Origin of the sequence: Methylotenera versatilis 301 (assembly GCF_000093025.1) — a bacterium.
Lineage (GTDB): Bacteria > Pseudomonadota > Gammaproteobacteria > Burkholderiales > Methylophilaceae > Methylotenera > Methylotenera versatilis.
On the sequence record NC_014207.1, the window covers coordinates 1,311,108 to 1,329,471 of the forward strand.

17 protein-coding genes are annotated in these 18,364 nt (G+C 42.6%); all 17 read left to right on the top strand.

The features are described from left to right. Positions 1–16: 16 nt before the first annotated feature. Positions 17–820, top strand: coding sequence for a tryptophan synthase subunit alpha (gene trpA / locus M301_RS06015; protein WP_013147879.1), 804 nt, complete (start codon positions 17–19; stop codon positions 818–820). Between the two features lie 59 nt (positions 821–879). Beyond that, positions 880–1,743 carry an acetyl-CoA carboxylase, carboxyltransferase subunit beta gene (gene accD / locus M301_RS06020; protein WP_013147880.1) on the top strand — a complete coding sequence of 288 codons (864 nt, stop codon included), beginning with the start codon at positions 880–882 and terminating at the stop codon, positions 1,741–1,743. A 67-nt stretch (positions 1,744–1,810) separates the two neighbouring features. Beyond that, positions 1,811–3,097 (top strand): bifunctional tetrahydrofolate synthase/dihydrofolate synthase, encoded by a 1,287-nt coding sequence (gene folC / locus M301_RS06025; protein WP_041359368.1) that lies wholly within the window; start codon positions 1,811–1,813, stop codon positions 3,095–3,097. Between the two features lie 78 nt (positions 3,098–3,175). After that, positions 3,176–3,910, top strand: coding sequence for an SPOR domain-containing protein (locus M301_RS06030; RefSeq protein ID WP_013147882.1), 735 nt, complete (start codon positions 3,176–3,178; stop codon positions 3,908–3,910). A 44-nt stretch (positions 3,911–3,954) separates the two neighbouring features. Continuing rightward, positions 3,955–4,446: a CvpA family protein gene (locus M301_RS06035; RefSeq protein ID WP_013147883.1), complete on the top strand. Its 492-nt coding sequence runs from the start codon at positions 3,955–3,957 to the stop codon at positions 4,444–4,446. A 106-nt stretch (positions 4,447–4,552) separates the two neighbouring features. After that, a complete protein-coding gene (purF, locus tag M301_RS06040; RefSeq protein ID WP_013147884.1) occupies positions 4,553–6,109 on the top strand; it encodes an amidophosphoribosyltransferase in 1,557 nt (518 codons plus the stop codon). A gap of 201 nt (positions 6,110–6,310) precedes the next feature. After that, on the top strand, positions 6,311–7,495 hold the full coding sequence (locus M301_RS06045) for an O-succinylhomoserine sulfhydrylase (RefSeq protein WP_013147885.1): 1,185 nt from the start codon (positions 6,311–6,313) through the stop codon (positions 7,493–7,495). 135 nt (positions 7,496–7,630) lie between these two features. Then, positions 7,631–10,279 (top strand): DNA gyrase subunit A, encoded by a 2,649-nt coding sequence (gene gyrA, locus M301_RS06050; protein ID WP_013147886.1) that lies wholly within the window; start codon positions 7,631–7,633, stop codon positions 10,277–10,279. A 36-nt stretch (positions 10,280–10,315) separates the two neighbouring features. Further along, positions 10,316–11,398: a 3-phosphoserine/phosphohydroxythreonine transaminase gene (gene serC / locus M301_RS06055; protein ID WP_013147887.1), complete on the top strand. Its 1,083-nt coding sequence runs from the start codon at positions 10,316–10,318 to the stop codon at positions 11,396–11,398. Then, positions 11,395–12,477: a prephenate dehydratase gene (gene pheA / locus M301_RS06060; protein ID WP_013147888.1), complete on the top strand. Its 1,083-nt coding sequence runs from the start codon at positions 11,395–11,397 to the stop codon at positions 12,475–12,477. Before serC ends, pheA begins: the two co-directional genes overlap by 4 nt. A gap of 28 nt (positions 12,478–12,505) precedes the next feature. Further along, positions 12,506–13,636 (top strand): histidinol-phosphate transaminase, encoded by a 1,131-nt coding sequence (hisC, locus tag M301_RS06065; protein ID WP_013147889.1) that lies wholly within the window; start codon positions 12,506–12,508, stop codon positions 13,634–13,636. Further along, positions 13,637–14,710 carry a 3-deoxy-7-phosphoheptulonate synthase AroG gene (gene aroG / locus M301_RS06070; RefSeq protein WP_013147890.1) on the top strand — a complete coding sequence of 358 codons (1,074 nt, stop codon included), beginning with the start codon at positions 13,637–13,639 and terminating at the stop codon, positions 14,708–14,710. A gap of 161 nt (positions 14,711–14,871) precedes the next feature. After that, entirely contained in the window at positions 14,872–14,943 is a 72-nt protein-coding gene (pqqA, locus tag M301_RS14410) for a pyrroloquinoline quinone precursor peptide PqqA (protein ID WP_012777389.1), read from the top strand. Positions 14,944–15,043: 100 nt separating this feature from the next. After that, positions 15,044–15,958 carry a pyrroloquinoline quinone biosynthesis protein PqqB gene (gene pqqB, locus M301_RS06075; protein WP_013147891.1) on the top strand — a complete coding sequence of 305 codons (915 nt, stop codon included), beginning with the start codon at positions 15,044–15,046 and terminating at the stop codon, positions 15,956–15,958. 9 nt (positions 15,959–15,967) lie between these two features. Further along, complete coding sequence (gene pqqC / locus M301_RS06080) at positions 15,968–16,729, top strand: pyrroloquinoline-quinone synthase PqqC (protein WP_013147892.1); 762 nt, start codon at positions 15,968–15,970, stop codon at positions 16,727–16,729. A gap of 21 nt (positions 16,730–16,750) precedes the next feature. Beyond that, a complete protein-coding gene (gene pqqD / locus M301_RS06085) occupies positions 16,751–17,032 on the top strand; it encodes a pyrroloquinoline quinone biosynthesis peptide chaperone PqqD (protein WP_013147893.1) in 282 nt (93 codons plus the stop codon). A 49-nt stretch (positions 17,033–17,081) separates the two neighbouring features. After that, positions 17,082–18,311: a pyrroloquinoline quinone biosynthesis protein PqqE gene (gene pqqE, locus M301_RS06090; protein ID WP_013147894.1), complete on the top strand. Its 1,230-nt coding sequence runs from the start codon at positions 17,082–17,084 to the stop codon at positions 18,309–18,311. Positions 18,312–18,364 lie beyond the last annotated feature (53 nt).

The following is an 18,364-nucleotide window of genomic DNA, read 5'->3' on the forward strand; positions in this document are numbered from 1 at the left end:
ATAAAAAATATAACTCATGTCACGTATTCAAACAGTTTTTACAGCACTTAAGCAACAAGGCAAAACAGCTTTAATTCCATACATCACAGCGGGAGATCCACACCCCAAGCACACCGTGAATCTAATGCGCACTTTGGTTAAACATGGTGCAGATATGATAGAGCTAGGTGTGCCATTTTCTGACCCAATGGCAGATGGCCCAGTAATTCAACGTGCAAGTGAGCGTGCTTTACTGCATAAAGTAGGCCTCACAGCCGTGCTAGATATGGTCAAAACATTTCGTGAAACCAATCAAACAACGCCAATTATACTCATGGGTTATGCTAATCCTATTGAAGCAATCGGCGCTACTGCATTTGCAGACCGCGCGAAAGCGGCTGATGTGGATGGCGTGATTACTGTGGATTATCCACCAGAAGAATGTGGTGACTTTGTTCAGCAGTTACGTTCCAGAGATATTGATCCTGTATTTTTGTTGTCACCAACAACTGACCAAAAACGTGTGGATTTAATTGTGAACCAAGCCAGTGGCTTTGTTTACTATGTGTCACTAAAAGGCGTTACTGGCGCTGCGAATTTGGATATTGCTGAAGTTTCACAACGTGTCGCTTCAATCCGTAAGCAAACCAATTTGCCTGTAGGTGTAGGTTTTGGTATTCGTGACGCAGCTACGGCAAAAGCCACAGCTGCGATTGCAGATGCTGTAGTTGTTGGTAGTCGCATGGTGCAAACCATTGAGGCCTCAAATGATGATAATTTGTTGAGCAATGTGGCGACATTAATGGACGAACTTAAAACCGCAGTGGATGCTGCAAAATAACTAGCTATAAAATAATTAAACGATAAAGTCGTACAAAGAATTACCAAGGGGATAGTGCTATGGGTTGGTTAAATCAATTACCACAAAAAATTAAACGTGTTGTTGGCGGAGATAAAAAGACTGTACCAGAAGGTTTGTGGAGTAAATGTCCAGCCTGTCAAACAGTTTTGTATATGAAAGATCTAGCTGACAATGCTGAGGTTTGCCCTAAATGCTCTTACCACAATCGTATTGGCGCACGCGCAAGACTGGCTCAGTTGCTTGATGCAGAAGGACAGTTCGAAATTGGTGCAAATGTAGTTGCTGTTGATACATTGAAATTTAAAGACAGTAAAAGCTATGCAGAACGCATTAAAGAGTCACAAAAATCTGTTGGTGAAAAAGATGCCTTGATTGTGATGCAAGGCAGCATTAAAACCGTACCAGTAGTGGTTGCAGCATTTGAATTCAAGTTTATGGGCGGCTCTATGGGCTCAGTCGTTGGTGAGCGTTTTGCCCGTGGTGTGCAGACAGCAATTGATAACAAAATGGCATTCATTTGTATTTCAGCCAGTGGTGGCGCGCGTATGCAAGAGGGTTTACTCTCGTTGATGCAGATGGCTAAAACCAGTGCAGCTTTGACGCAGTTGAGCAAAGCTGGATTACCATTTATCTCTGTATTAACTGACCCAACCATGGGTGGTGTATCAGCAAGTTTTGCCATGTTAGGCGATATTATTGTGGCAGAACCACAAGCGCTAATTGGCTTTGCTGGTCCACGCGTGATTGAGCAAACTGTGCGTGAAACCTTGCCACACGGCTTTCAGCGTGCAGAGTTTTTGCTTGAGCATGGCGCTATTGATTTGATTATAGATAGACGTGAAATGCGCAATCGATTAGCTGGTCTTTTAGCTGGTTTAATGCGCCTACCTGTTGCGGCATAATTATTTGCGCATAGCTTTTTCTCAATTGATTCAATGCCGAGGCTGACTTTAGCTAATGGCTCACCACATGCATAATTCTAAATCGACGAAAAACTTAGCCGAATGGCTAAGTTACATTGAAAGTTTGCACCCTAAATCTATTGCAATGGGTTTAGATCGGGTTAGGCAGATGATTGACCGTCTAGAATTGCATCCAAAATTTACCATTATTACTGTAGCTGGTACCAATGGTAAGGGCTCTACATGTGCAATGTTAGAGCAGATCTACACCAACGCTGGTTATCAAGTCGGTTGTTATACCTCACCACATTTGCTACGTTACAACGAACGCGTGCGCATCAACAAACAAGAAGTAAGCGATGATGCGCTTTGTGCAGCATTTGAAGCAGTGGATGCAGGTAGGATAGGTGCAAATGGCGAAGTGATTTCGCTGACCTATTTTGAAGTTGGTACATTAGCTGCTATGTGGCATTTTATGCAGACAGGTGTAGATGTAGCTATTCTAGAGATAGGTTTAGGAGGTAGGCTAGACGCCGTGAATGCATTTGAGCCTAATTGTTCTATCGTGACAAGTATCGATTTGGATCATCAAGAATTTTTAGGCAATACGCGTGAAAGCATCGGTTTTGAGAAAGCTGGCGTTTACCGTACATCCGTGCCAGCAATCTGTGGCGACGCTAACCCACCATTGAGCTTAGTGACTTTCGCACATGAAGTTAAAGCCAACTTTAAGCGTGTACATCACGACTTTGATTTTAGTTTAGATGGCGTCGACAGTTGGCAGTATTCTGCGGGAGAGGTGACTTACCGATTACCCATTCCTGCCTTAAAAGGCGCTTATCAGCTCAACAATGCTGCGTGTGCTGTTAGTGCTGTTGACTCACTTCAATCACGTTTACCTGTCACCTCCTCCCATATAGAGAGTGCGATGCGCCAAGTGAGCTTAGCGGGACGCTTCCAGACTGCATCAACTTCACCGCATGTTATTTTAGATGTTGCACACAATCCACATGCAGCGCGCGCGTTGGCTGTAAATCTCAATGCAAGCAGAACGCCTCAAGGTCAAACAGTCGCTGTGTTTGCAATGCTGGCAGACAAAGACATTCAAGGCGTTGTACAGGCTGTTAAAGATGAAATTGATCTATGGTATATCGCGGGAATAGATAATGTTCGAGGTGCATCAGCTGAGGAGTTGGCAGCAATTGTTTCTGAGATTGACCCACATGCTAAGTTTAAAACTTTTCAAAACGCCGACATTGCTTACCAACAAGCCTGTATTGATGTCGGTGAAAATGATAAAATACTTGTATTCGGTTCTTTTTACACAGTTGCAAGCGTGATGCAATCGTTTTAATTCCAGCTATAAACGTAAGCTATAAAACTAATCACTCGGAACACTAACCTTTCAGAACTAATCCTTAAGGAAGCAGCAATGGCAACTGAGTCACCTAACGATCTAGAACTAACCTTAAAGAAGCGCGCCCGTCGCCGTTTAGTAGGTGCTATTGCTCTTGTGCTTTTTATGGTGATTGTATTGCCAATGGTGTTGCAAGACCGTGCTGCTCTGGCGCCACAAGAAGCCATTAAGATTACGATGCCTGATGATGTTGTGAGTCAACAAGCTCCAAAAGTTGAAGCGAATGTAACGCCAGTTGAGCCGCAAGCAGAAGTTGCTGCGGCAAGTGAATCTGTGATTCCTGAACCAATAAAATCAGAATCACCTGAGAATGCTGAAGTTGATAAGCCAGCACATTCTGTAAGCGCTGGAGAGTTAAAAGAAGAGAAGAAAGCCGAAGACAAGAAGCCCGTAAAAAAAGCAGAAGTTACATCTACAGATACTAAAAAAACTGACGTTAAGTCAAGTGAGACAAAAGCAACTGAAGTTAAAAAACCTGAGGTGAAAGAGCCTGAAGTAAAAACCTCTACAATAAATGGCGAAACCTTCACTATACAAGTTGGTGTTTTTTCAGATTTAGCTAATGTGAAACAGTTACAGGCTAGATTAAAGCAGGTCGGGCTTGATTCTCGCACCGAGAATATAACAACACCAAAAGGTGAAAAAATTCGCTTAAGAGCAGGGCGCTTTAACTCGCGTCAAGAGGCTGCCTACGCACTCACGAAATTACAAGCGGCAGACTTAACTGGAATGGTCATTAGCAATAATTAAAGAGGCATATTTTTTATAGTGCGATTAATTGATTTGAAAAATACATGACAAGTTTCGATTATGTAGTGCTTGCTATCATTGGTTTATCCATCATATTAAGTGTGATGCGTGGTTTTTTTAGAGAAGCGTTAGCAATTTTAGGTTGGGTAGCCGCATTTGTAACAGCCAAAACTTATGCAAATCAGATTTTGCCAATGATGCCAGATGATATACCAACTGAATCCTTACGTATTTTAGCGGCATTTTTAGTATTGTTTTTTGCTACTTTGTTTTTTGCTACTTTGTTAGCGATTGCACTTTCATCCGTTTTTAAAAAAATGGGGCTCGGTTGGCTTAATCGTTTATTGGGTGCTTTTTTTGGTTTAATACGCGGTATTTTAATTGTTTGTATTATTGTATTTTTAGCGGGACTTACTGAGCTGCCCAATGATGCGCGCTGGCGTAATGCTATGTTTAGTGCGCCCCTTGAGGCCTTGGTCATCAGTATGTTGCCGTGGGTGCCGATAAGCATTGCTAAGCATGTTAAATACGATTAAATTAGCTAAAGTTAATTTACATCATAGACTTGAATAGTTGCATCAAGGTCTGCATCTTGGAACTATAGAATTTTTTAATTAGAATTAATCACTTAAGGCTTTCTTCATGTGCGGAATCATAGGCATTGTAGGTAAAAATCCAGTTAACCAATTATTGTATGACGGGTTGTTAGTGTTGCAACACCGTGGTCAAGATGCTGCAGGCATTGTAACGACCGATGGTAATACATTCTTCATGCATAAAAACAATGGCTTAGTGAAAGATGTGTTTCAAACACGTCACATGCGCAGCTTGATTGGAAATGTGGGCATTGCTCATGTTCGCTATCCAACTGCGGGCTCTTCTAGTGCGGCTGAGGCTCAACCGTTTTATGTGAACTCTCCGTTCGGTATCGTGCTCGGTCATAATGGAAATTTAACCAATTCACAACAACTAAAATCGGAAATGTTCCGTCAAGATTTACGCCATATCAATACTAATTCAGATTCTGAAGTGTTATTGAATGTGTTGGCGCACGAAATTGAAAAAACCTCACGCAATGCGGTACTTAATACCGACATGGCTTTTGATGCGGTATCAGGCGTACATAAGCGCTGCAAGGGTGCATATGCCGTAGTGGCGATGATCGCTAACTTTGGTTTATTGGCATTTCGGGATCCAAATGGTATTCGCCCATTGGTGATTGGTAAGCTTGAAACTGCTCTAGGTACGGAATATATCGTAGCTTCAGAAAGCGTTGCGCTGGATGTGCTCGGCTTTCAAATGGTGCGTGATGTAGAGCCGGGCGAGGCAGTTTTTATTGACATGGATGGTAACTTTTTCTCACGTCAATGTGCCGATAATCCGAAACTCAACCCTTGTATTTTCGAATATGTTTATTTAGCACGTCCTGACTCAGTGATAGACGGCGTATCGGTTTACCAAACACGTTTAGATATGGGTAAAAGTCTTGCTGAAAAGATCAAACGTGAATGGTCTGATAAGAAAATTGATGTGGTGATTCCGATTCCAGATACTAGTCGCCCAAGCGCTTTGCAAGTAGGTATTGCTTTAGGTTTGGATTATCGTGAAGGATTCATTAAAAATCGTTACATTGGCCGCACATTTATTATGCCAGGTCAGGCGTTGCGTAAAAAATCGGTACGTCAGAAATTGAATCCGATTGGTATTGAGTTCAAGGGTAAAAATGTCTTGTTGGTAGATGATTCGATTGTTCGCGGTACAACATCACAACAAATCGTCCAGATGGCACGTGATGCAGGTGCAAACAAAGTCTACTTTGCTTCAGCAGCGCCACCAGTAAGATTCCCAAATGTTTATGGTATCGATATGCCTAGCCGCGATGAGTTGTTGGCAACGGGCCGCACTGATGAGCAAATCTGCCAAGAAATTGGTGCAGATGCATTGATTTATCAAGACTTGGATGCTTTGGTTGAGGGCGTTAAATTAAGCAACCCACATATTAAAAACTTTGATTGCTCATGTTTTGACGGTAAATATGTGACAGGTGACATTAATGAAGCTTATTTGAATAATATTGAGACTGCGCGCGGGGACATGAACAAGAAGCAAAAGCCAGCTAACTCAAGCACGCAGATGGATTTAAATCTGATTGATAGTTTCGATAATGAGCCTGCTGAAGAGGCGACGGAAGTAAGTTAGATTTAAATGCAAATGCATCTTGACCATACTGTTTCATAGGGCTAAGATGAAATTGCGCTGATTTGAGTGACTTAACTTAATCAAGGTCTTACTCAGCTTGCGGGCGCATAATAAATACAGCTAAAGCGAGTTTAAAAAAGAACCCGTTTTGGCTGAAAGCTTAAACGGGTTTTTTAATACCCAAAAGAAATGAGAGTGAAAATGACAAAACAATACCATCCAGAAACTTTAAGTGTGCGCGCGGGTAACGAGATGACTGAGTTCGGTGAAAATTCGGAAGCCTTGTTTTTAAATTCTAGCTTTAGGTTTAACAGTGCAGCTCAAGCGGCTGCAAGATTTGGTGGCACTGAGCCTGGTAATATTTACTCAAGATTTACCAATCCGACAGTCACTATGTTTCAAAATAAATTAGCTGCCTTAGAAGGCGCAGAGCAGTGCGTGGCCACTTCCAGCGGTATGTCTGCAATTCTGGCTTGTGTGATGGGTTTATGTAATGCTGGCGACCACATTGTAGCTTCACGCAGTATTTTTGGTACAAGCGTTCAGTTATTTAGCAATATTATGGCGCGCTGGGGTTTGCAGGTGACTTATGTTTCATTAACGAATCCTGCTGAATGGCAAGCGGCTGTTACACCAAAAACTAAACTATTTTTTGTGGAAACACCATCAAACCCAATGACGGAGGTTGGCGATATTCGCGCCTTGGCTGATATTGCACATCAATCTGGCGCCTATCTTGTGGTGGATAACTGTTTCTGTACACCTGCGGTTCAGAGGCCGCTTGAATTGGGCGCTGACATTATCATTCACTCAGCTACCAAGTATATTGACGGGCAGGGTAGATGTTTAGGCGGTGCGGTGCTCGGCAGCAAGACACTGATGGAGCCTGTTTATGGTTTCTTGCGCACGGCAGGAGTGACCATGAGCGCATTTAATGCCTGGGTGTTTCTAAAAGGTTTAGAAACATTATTCATTCGTATGGAAGCGCATGCGAAGAATGCGCTTGAGTTAGCAACATGGCTTGAGGCGCAGCCACAGGTTGCGCGTGTCTATTACCCAGCTTTGAAATCACATCCGCAGCATGCACTTGCCATGCAGCAGCAGAGCAATGGCGGTGGTATAGTGAGTTTTGAGGTTAGACCAAAAGCTGGTCAAACAGCTCAGGAAGCCGCTTGGGCATTAATAGATGCAACTAAACTAATTTCAATTACGGCAAATTTAGGGGATGCGAAAAGTACTATTACGCATCCGGCCACTACTACGCATAGTCGCGTATCAGCGGAAGCGCGCGCAGCGGCTGGAATTCAAGATGGTTTGGTGAGAATTGCTGTTGGCTTAGAGCATGTTGAAGACTTAAAAGCGGACTTATTTTTACTTACAAAATAACGTTTAAAATACGTGCTCAACTCAAGAGCACGTATTGATAAGCAGCCAATCGTTAATCACTGTTAGCGCTACTAATTTGCACGCTTTTTGTGCTAAAATAATGGCACATAAAAACCATTAAAAGTTAGTTCGCACATGGATCAATTCGCTAAAGAAACCCTACCCATAAGCTTAGAAGATGAGATGCGTAGATCGTATCTCGATTACGCAATGAGTGTTATCGTAGGGCGCGCTTTACCGGATGTTCGTGATGGTTTAAAGCCAGTTCACCGTCGTGTTTTGTTTGCGATGCATGAGCTGTCAAATGATTACAACAAGCCTTACAAAAAATCTGCACGTATCGTCGGCGATGTGATTGGTAAATACCATCCGCATGGCGACACAGCTGTGTACGACACTATCGTTCGTATGGCGCAGGACTTCTCATTGCGTTATATGTTGGTAGATGGTCAAGGTAACTTCGGTTCTGTCGATGGCGATAACGCAGCGGCGATGCGATATACCGAAATCCGTATGTCAAAAATCGCCCATGAATTGTTAGCTGACATCGACAAAGAAACCGTTGATTTTGGTCCTAACTATGATGGTAGCGAGCACGAGCCGCTCATCATGCCTGCACGTATTCCAAACCTACTGATTAACGGTAGTTCTGGTATTGCCGTGGGTATGGCAACTAATATCCCACCACACAATATCAACGAAGTGTTAGACGCTTGTTTCGCGTTGCTTAAAGACCCGGAAATGGGCATTGAAGAGCTGATTGAGCTAGTTCCAGCGCCAGACTTTCCAACTGCAGGTATTATTTACGGCACCGTAGGTGTTAAAGAAGGTTATCGTACGGGCCGCGGTCGTGTGGTAATGCGTGGCCGCACTCACGTTGAGGATTTGGAACGTGGTGGTCGCCAGGCTTTAATTGTTGATGAACTTCCGTATCAAGTAAATAAAAAGACCTTCGTTGAAAAAATTGCTGAGTTAGTTAACGAGAAGAAAATTGAGGGTATTTCTGATTTGCGCGATGAATCAGATAAGTCTGGTATGCGCGTAGTGATTGAGCTGAAACGCGGCGAGATTGCAGAAGTTGTATTGAATAACCTCTACAAACAAACGCAGTTGCAAGACACGTTTGGTATGAATATGGTGGCCTTGCTAGATGGTCAACCACGCTTGCTAAACCTCAAGCAAATGTTAGAGGCATTCTTGCGTCACAGACGTGAGGTGATTACACGTCGTACTGTATTTGAGTTGAAAAAGGCACGTGCGCGTGGTCATATCTTGGAAGGTTTGGCTGTTGCACTTGCTAACGTGGACGAGATGATCGCCATCATCAAAGCAGCACCAACACCACCAGAGGCTAAAGTAGCCTTGATGGCGAAAGCTTGGAACTCACCAGTGGTTGAAGAAATGCTTAAACGTGCGGCGATGGAAGCTTCACGTCCTGAAGGTTTAAGTATTGAATTTGGCTTGTTGCCAAATGGCTATAAGTTAAGTGATATTCAAGCGCAAGAAATCTTGCAAATGCGCCTGCAACGCCTGACTGGACTTGAGCAAGATAAAGTCGTTAGCGAGTATAAAGAAGTCATGGATATTATTGCTGACTTGCTTGATATCTTGGCAACACCTGCTCGGGTGACAGCCATTATTAACGACGAGTTAACTGAAATCCGTAAGCAGTTTGGCGATAAACGTCGCAGTGAAATTGTTGCTAATGCACAAGATTTATCATTAGAAGACTTTATTACACCGCAAGATGTAGTTGTGACACTTTCACATACGGGCTACGTAAAATCCCAGCCTTTGGACGAGTATCGTGCTCAGCGTCGCGGCGGCCGTGGTAAGCAGGCGGCTCAGACTAAAGAAGATGACTTTATTGACAAGATGTTTGTCGCAAATACGCATGATTACATCTTGTGTTTCAGTAGTCGCGGTCAAGTTTATTGGTTGAAAGTTTACGAAGTGCCGCAAGGAAGCCGTACTGGTCGTGGCAAGCCAATTGTGAATTTATTCCCACTTGAAGAAGGCGAAAAAATCAACGCCATTCTTTCTGTAAAAGAGTTTGATGAAAACCATTTCATATTTATGGCGACATCACTTGGTACAGTTAAGAAAACGCCATTGTCCGATTTTGCTAACCCACGTAAATCAGGCATTATTGCGATCAATTTAGATGAAGGTGACTTCCTCATTGGTGCTGAAATTACTAACGGCGCGAATGATGTGATTTTGGTTTCAAACGGCGGTAAAGCGGTCTGGTTCACTGAAGATGATGTACGCTCGATGGGTCGCGCTACTCGCGGCGTTCGTGGTATGAAACTGGCTGACAATCAACAAGTATTGTCATTGCTCATTGCTGATAATGATCAGCAATCTGTATTGGTTGCTACTGAAAATGGCTACGGTAAGCGTACTGTGTTAGCGGATTTCCGTCATTCTGGTCGTGGTACCCAAGGTGTTAAAGCCATCGCGATTAGTGAGCGTAATGGCTTGGTGGTAGCTGCTAAACTGGTCAACGAAGACGATGAAATTATGTTGATTACGACCGGCGGCGTATTGATCCGTACACGTGTAAAAGAAATTCGTGAATTAGGTCGCGCAACACAAGGTGTAACGCTGATTAATCTAGGCGAGGGTGAGAAGCTTTCTGGACTTGAAAAAATTGTTGAGTCTGACGATCCTGAGTCAGAAGTTGATGCAGATGCAACGGTAGAGTTGGATGCATCAATTGATTCTAATTCAGAAGTTGAATCTGATACAAATGACAATGCTGAAGCGGACGATAACGCTTAACTTTAATAAAAAACTTCTAGTAAAGAATTATTCAGAATGACTCAGATTTTTAATTTTTCTGCAGGTCCTGCAGTATTACCTAGACCTGTGCTAGAGCGTGCTCAAGCAGAAATGCTGGATTGGCATGGCTCAGGCATGAGCGTGATGGAAATGTCTCATCGCGGTAAAGAGTTTATGAGTATTTTGGCTAAAACCGAAGCTGATTTACGTACGCTCATGAATATTCCAAGCAATTACAAAGTATTGTTTTTGCAAGGTGGTGCTATTGCAGAGAATGCGATGATTCCACTGAATTTGCTTGGAGGCAAAGCCGCAGATTATGCAGTCACAGGTGGTTGGAGTAAGCGCAGTGTTGAGGATGCAAGTGCATATGGCAAGATAAACGTAGTAGCCAGCACAGAAGCCGATAAATACACCTACGTTCCAGATTTTTCTACATGGACATTGAATAAAGACGCAGCTTACTTGCATATTTGTACCAATGAAACCATGAGTGGCGTTGAGTTTGTTGATTTACCAAACACTAACGGTGTACCTATTGTGGCGGATATGTCTTCACATATACTTTCACGTGAAGTTGATGTGAGCCAATACGGCGTGATTTACGGTGGCGCCCAAAAAAATATCGGCCCAGCAGGTTTATGTATAGTGATAGTGCGTGAAGATTTGCTTGACCATGCTTCATCACTAACGCCTGCGGTATTCAATTGGAAAACGCAGGCTGAAAATCAGTCTATGATTAATACGCCACCAACATATAGTATTTATATCGCAGGTTTGGTGTTCGAGTGGTTAATTGAGCAGGGCGGCGTGGCTGCCATTGAGAAAGTGAATGTTGCCAAAGCTAAATTGCTTTATGACTATATAGACTCAACTGATTTTTATGTGAATCATGTAGCAGTGAAAAATCGCTCACGCATGAATATTCCATTCTTTTTGAAAGATGAATCGTTAAATGACGCTTTTTTAAAAGGCGCGCAAGAAAATGGTTTGTTGCAACTCAAAGGTCATCGTGCAGTGGGTGGAATGCGTGCGAGTATCTATAATGCAATGCCTATTGAGGGCTTGCAGGCGCTAGTTGCTTACATGAAGGCTTTTGAAAGCAAGTATTCAGCATGAGTGAGCAACTTAAACAACATCGCGATCAAATAGATGCCATAGATGAGCAAGTGCTGAAACTCGTCAATGAACGGGCAAAGCTTGCACGTGCGATTGGTAGCCTGAAAGATGATGGTGTGATTTATCGCCCAGAACGTGAAGCGCAAGTATTGCGCCGCTTGCAAGCCAATAATCAAGGGCCACTTGCTAACGAGGCTGTGAGTAATATCTTTCGTGCGGTGATGTCTAACTGTCGTGCACTTGAAAAAGAGCTGTCTATTGCGTTCTTAGGGCCATTAGGTACTTATAGTGAAGAAGCGGCACTCAAACAATTTGGTTTGGGTAGAAGTGCAATCGTTTGTGGTTCAATCGATGAGGTGTTTCGTACTGTCGAGGCTGGTCAAGCTGACTATGGTGTTGTGCCAGTTGAGAACTCAACCGAAGGCGCGGTTGGGCTTACATTAGACTTGCTGCTATCAAGCCCACTCAAAATTTGCGGTGAAATCACGCTACCAATTCATCATTGTTTGTTATCAAAACAAACTGATATTGCTAATATCAGCCATGTGTTTTCACATACACAATCGCTTGCGCAGTGTCACGAATGGCTTAATCGCATCATGCCAAAGGTAACGCGTGAAGCAGTGACTAGTAATGCACGAGCTGCACAAATGATCCATGATTTGGTTTCTACTGATGGTACTTTTGCTGCAGCAATTGCAAGCAAGCGTGCGGCAGAGCTTTTTGACTTAAATATACTCGCTGAAAATATTGAAGATGACGCTAAAAACACCACACGTTTTTTAGTGCTAGGCTCGCATGAAGTAGCGCCATCAGGTCAAGACAGAACCTCTTTAGTCATGACATCCAAAAACATCCCTGGTGCTATGGTTCAGCTATTAGAACCATTATCAAGGCATGGTGTCAGTATGACTAAGTTCGAATCTCGCCCATCTAAACAAGGTTTGTGGGATTACGTGTTCTTTGTTGATATTGAAGGCCATCAACACGATGCGAAAGTAAAAGCTGCATTAGCCGAATGCTTAGAGCGCGCATCATTCCTCAAGGTGCTGGGTTCTTATCCAGTTGCCGTGATTTAAGCAAAATTAAGTTTTTAAGGTTATAAGCATGTCTAGCAGTAATCAAATCCACAGTGCTGTGGCGAAATTAGCACCTGAGTATATTAAAGCGATTGCGCCGTATCAGGGCGGTAAACCAATTTCTGAACTCGCCCGTGAAATGGGTTTGCAGGTTGAAGTTATTGTGAAACTTGCATCAAATGAAAATCCTTTGGGCATCAGTCCTAAAGCAGATTACGCCATTCAAGAAGCAGTGCTTGATATCGCACGTTATCCTGACGGCAACAGTTTCGCTTTGCGTGATGCTGTGAGTAAAAAATTTAGCATTGCGCCAAATCAATTGGTATTTGGTAATGGCTCTAACGATATTTTAGAGCTGGCTGCGCGAGCTTTTTTAACAGCGGGCTGTGAAACCATTTATTCACAACATGCCTTTGCAGTCTATCCATTAGTGACGCAAGCAACAGGCGCAACAGGCGTAGTTGTGCCAGCTGAAAATTATGGGCATGATTTAACTGCGATGCTTGCGGCAATTACGCCAAAAACTCGTATGATATTTGTTGCTAACCCGAATAATCCTACAGGGACATTATTGGGCAAAGATGAATTGCTAGCGTTTTTGAGGCAAGTGCCAAAAACTGTGTTGGTGATGTTAGATGAAGCTTATGATGAATATTTATCTGCAGCTAATAAATCTGAAGCGATTGCATGGTTAAGTGAATTTGATAATTTAATCATTTCACGCACATTTTCTAAAGCCTATGGTTTAGCTGGCTTGCGTGTTGGATTTGGTTTATGCCATGCTGATATTGCTGATTTGATGAATCGTGTGCGCCAACCCTTTAATGTCAATAGTATTGCTCAAGCAGCAGCAGTGGCTTCACTTGCAGATGATGATTTTGTTGAGCGCTCCTACGCACTTAATCAAGCAGGTATGGCGCAATTGACACAAGGCTTTAATAAGCTGGGACTAGAATATATTCCGTCCTTTGCAAACTTTGTAAGCTTTGCAGTGAGAAATGCAACACAAGTGAATCAAAAATTATTGCAGAACGGGGTCATCGTACGTCCAATTGCAAATTACGAAATGCCAGATTACTTGCGAGTGAGTATTGGATTATTCAGTGAAAATGCACGTTTTCTAGAAGTACTAGAACAAATTTTAAAAAGTAATGAATAAATGAGCGAATATAAAAAGCTAGCCACAGACGATGTACGAATACGCGAGATTAAAAAGCTAATTACGCCATTAGAGCTATTGGATCGCTTGAAAGAAAGTGCTGATTCAACAGAAAATATCTTAGCCACGCGTAAAGAAATCCATCATATATTACATCAGTCTGATGACCGTCTATTGGTGGTTGTAGGGCCATGTTCTATACACGACACTAAGGCGGGCTTGGAGTACGCACATCGCTTGATGGAGGTTCGCAAGAATTTGGCGAAAGATTTGTTGATCGTGATGCGCGTGTATTTCGAAAAACCACGTACGACAGTGGGATGGAAAGGCTTAATCAATGACCCACATCTTGATGGCAGCTATAAAATCAACGAAGGCCTAGAAATTGCGCGTAAGTTTTTACTAGATGTAAATGAGCTTGGCATGCCAGCTGGAGCCGAGTTTCTAGATATGATTACGCCGCAATATGTCGCGGACTTAGTAAGCTGGGGTGCAATTGGGGCGCGCACAACTGAGTCGCAGGTGCATCGTGAGCTGACTTCTGGTTTATCTTGCCCTGTAGGGTTCAAGAATGGCACTGATAGCGGTGTGCGTGTCGCGATAGATGCGATTAAAACCGCTTCTAGCCCACATCACTTTTTATCTGTGACCAAAGAAGGTCAATCTGCCATATTTTCAACATCGGGCAATGAAGATTGCCACGTGATTCTGCGTGGTGGTAAAACGCCTAATTACGATGCGAAAAGTGTTAAAGAGGCTTGTGAGAACTTGTCTGCTGCGGGTCTTGAACCAATATTGATGATTGATTGCAGTCACGGTAATAGTAGCAAAAACTACTTGCGCCAAAAAGATGTCGCGCAAGATATTGCTGCGCAATTGTCGAATGGTAATCAACACATCATTGGTGTGATGCTGGAATCGCATCTTAATGAAGGTCGTCAGGATCACACGCCAGGGTGCGAATTAGAGTACGGAAAATCTATCACTGATGCCTGTTTAGGTTGGGATGATACGGTTGATATGCTCAATATACTAGCCTCTGCTGTGCGAACACGTCGCCAGAAAAGTAATTAGCTGTTTACCTGCACGGGTGGCATCATGAATTTACTTAGTCGTTAATCAGTAACTTTGCAGTGTTGCTGCAACTTATTAGAGCGCATTATTCGTTTCACGTTGTAGCGATAAATAAACAAGCAGCAACGAATTCAATTAACGACTAAAAAAGGAAATTTATCATGTGGACAACACCAGCAGCTACAGAAATGCGTTTTGGCTTTGAAGTTACAATGTACGTAATGAACAAGTAATTTGTTCAAATAAAAGGCTGTCATTTTTGACAGCCTTTTTTTATTTTGATGCATTTAAAATATCGTAAAATTTAGTTTTAATTTAAATAAAAAGAGTCTCATGCATATACACGTATTAGGATCAGGGGCTGGTGGCGGGTTTCCTCAGTGGAATTGTAATTGTGAAAACTGTAAAGGAGTTCGTGCTGGCACCATTAAAGCTTCAACGCGCACACAGTCTTCAATAGCGGTGAGTGCTGATGGCATTAACTGGATACTATTTAACGCATCACCTGATATTAAAAAGCAATTAGATGACTTTCCTGCGTTTCAACCCGCACGCCTAGTTCGCGACACTGCTATTTCGGCGATTGTCATTACCGATGCGCAAATTGATCATGTCACTGGTTTGCTCACACTGCGTGAGCACAACAAACCTTGGGAAATTTATTGTACCGATGCGGTAAAAGATGATTTAACAACAGGCTTTCCTGTGTTTAATATTTTAGGTTATTTCCGTGGTATTAATCACCATGAAATCGCGACTGACCAATCCATATTCACCATTCCAACCGCAGCAGGCATAGAGTTTACCGCGGTACCATTATTAAGTAATGCACCGCCTTACTCACCACGCAGAGACAAACCTTTGCCTGGCGATAATATTGGTATGCACATTAAAGACACGCGCACTGGTAAAAGTTTATTCTACGCACCAGGTTTAGGTGTGGCTGAGCCACATGTGCTGGAATATATGCGTAACGCAGATTGCATATTGGTGGATGGTACTGTTTGGACTGATGATGAAATGTCTAAAGAAGGTATTAGCAATAAACGTGCAAGCGAAATGGGTCATTTAGATCAATCAAGTGATGGCGGCATTATGAGTATTTTGAATGCGATGGAGAAACCACGCAAAATATTGATTCATATCAACAATACAAATCCAATTTTGAATGAAGATTCATCTCAACGTGCCACATTGAATAAAGCAGGCATTGAGGTTGCCTATGATGGCATGGACATCATTCTTTAGGAGAACAAAATGAACGCAATTGCAAACGATAATCTACCTTGGTCACGTGAAGAGTTTGAAGAAAAACTTCGCGAAAAAGGTAAGGGCTACCATATTTATCATCCGTTTCACGTGATGATGTATGAAGGTAAATTGACCAAAGAGCAGTTGCAATGCTGGGTGGCGAACCGTTTTTACTACCAAATTGCGATTCCGATGAAAGATGGTGCAATTCTTTCAAATTGCCCTGATGTAGAAGTGCGTAAACAATGGATCGTGCGTATTACTGATCATGATGGCGTGGGTGATACTGTAGGTGGTATTGAAGCCTGGATTCAACTCGGTGCAGCGGTCGGTCTTAGTCGTGAGGATATTGTGAGCTTGAAAATGGTGAGCCCAGGTGTACGTTTTGCTGTGGATGCTTACATCAACTTTGCTAAACAACGCACTTGGCAAGAGTCAGTATGTTCAAGCTTAACCGAGCTATTCGCGCCGCACATACACCAGCAGCGGATTAGCTCATGGCCTACTATGTACCCGTGGATTAAAGAAGAAGGTTTAACTTACTTTAAAAAACGCCTGACAGAAGCGCGTCGTGATGTAGAGCAGGGTTTGGATGTAACGCTTAATTACTTTAGCACTTCACGTGAAATGCAAATGAAGGCGCTTGATATTTTGCAGTTTAAATTGAACATACTATGGGTGATTGCTGATTCAATTATGTTGGCTTCAACGCTTGATATTAAAATTGATGGAAAAGACTATTTCCATCAGCCAGTCATCAACTTTTAGAAAAATATTTGATCAAACATTATGGAAATAAATATTCAACACTCTGACATTTACGCGCTTGCGTTTCACCATCGTTTTCAATGGGAAGAAGCGCAACAAAGTTATGTGATACTTTTTCCAGAAGGTATGGTCAAACTACATGGTGGTGCAGGAGAAGTGATTAAGCGCGTAGATGGCAAAGCTACTGTAGGCGATATTGTGACTGAGTTAAAAGCAGCTTTTCCTGACGCTGTTGGAATAGAAGCTGACATTATTGGCATGTTTGAAATGGCTTACGGAAAAGCTTGGATTCGTAAAGTTTAGTATCGGAATTTAATTGGTCTGTGACTAATTGAATATTTAGGAGTAGTAAATGACACAAACTTCACTAGGTGAGTCAGTCGTACAAAAAGAGCTGCATGCACAGGCACAGAATAATGGTGTTGCGGCTAATATTACACAAACTCAGCCACTTTGGTTACTGGCTGAAGTGACTTATCGCTGTCCACTGCACTGCGCTTTTTGCTACAACCCGACTGATTACGATAAACACACGCAAAATGAATTAACAACTGAGCAATGGATACAAGCTTTGCGTGATGCGCGCAAAATGGGCGCCATACAGCTTGGTATTTCTGGCGGTGAGCCTTTGTTACGCGATGATATTGAAGACATTGTGATTGAAGCTAGAAAATTGGGCTATTACAGCAACCTGATTACCTCTGGTGTTGGTTTAACTGAAAAGCGTATTCAAGCCTTTAAAGAGGGTGGTTTAGACCACATTCAGCTTTCAATGCACGATATTACGGAAGAAATTAACAACTTCATCACTAATACCAAAACATTTGAACTGAAGAAAAAAGTGGCTGCCATGATTAAAAATCACGGCTACCCAATGGTGCTAAATGTGGTGATACATCGCTACAACATTGGCCATATCAAAGAAATTTTAGAGATGGCTGAAGCCTTAGGCGCAGATTATGTAGAGCTTGCTAATACTCAATATTACGGCTGGTCATTAGTCAATCGCAGCCAGTTAATGCCGCTTAAAGAGCAAATTGATGAAGCGGAACGCATCACCAATGAGTTCCGTGAAAAAGTCGGCAACAAGATGAAGATCTTTTTTGTGGTACCAGATTACTTTGGCGACCGCCCTAAAAAATGTATGAATGGTTGGGGTGAGGTCTTTATGATCGTCACTGCTAATGGCGATGTGTTGCCATGTCATTCAGCACGTGTTTTGCCGAATATGGCATTTCCAAATGTGCGCGAAAAAGGTCTGGAGTATGCTTGGAAGGAATCACCAGCCTTTAATAAGTATCGCGGTACCGCTTGGATGAAAGGTCCGTGCGTGACGTGTCCAGAGAAAATGAATGATTTAGGCGGTTGTCGCTGCCAGGCATTTTTACTGACAGGCGATGCAGAAGCTGCCGACCCTGTGTGCTCACTTTCACCACATCACCATTTAATTGAAAAAGCGATTGAAGACAGCAAAAATCCAGTAATAGCTAACCAACCAATTATTTTTAGAACTGATAAGAACTCTAAGAAATATGTAGCGGGTGATAAAGAGCGAATTGCTGAGTTTCATGCTTTACCCTAAGTTTTAGCAGATATAATACAAAGCGCGCAGTTATCCAAACTTGCGCGCTTTTT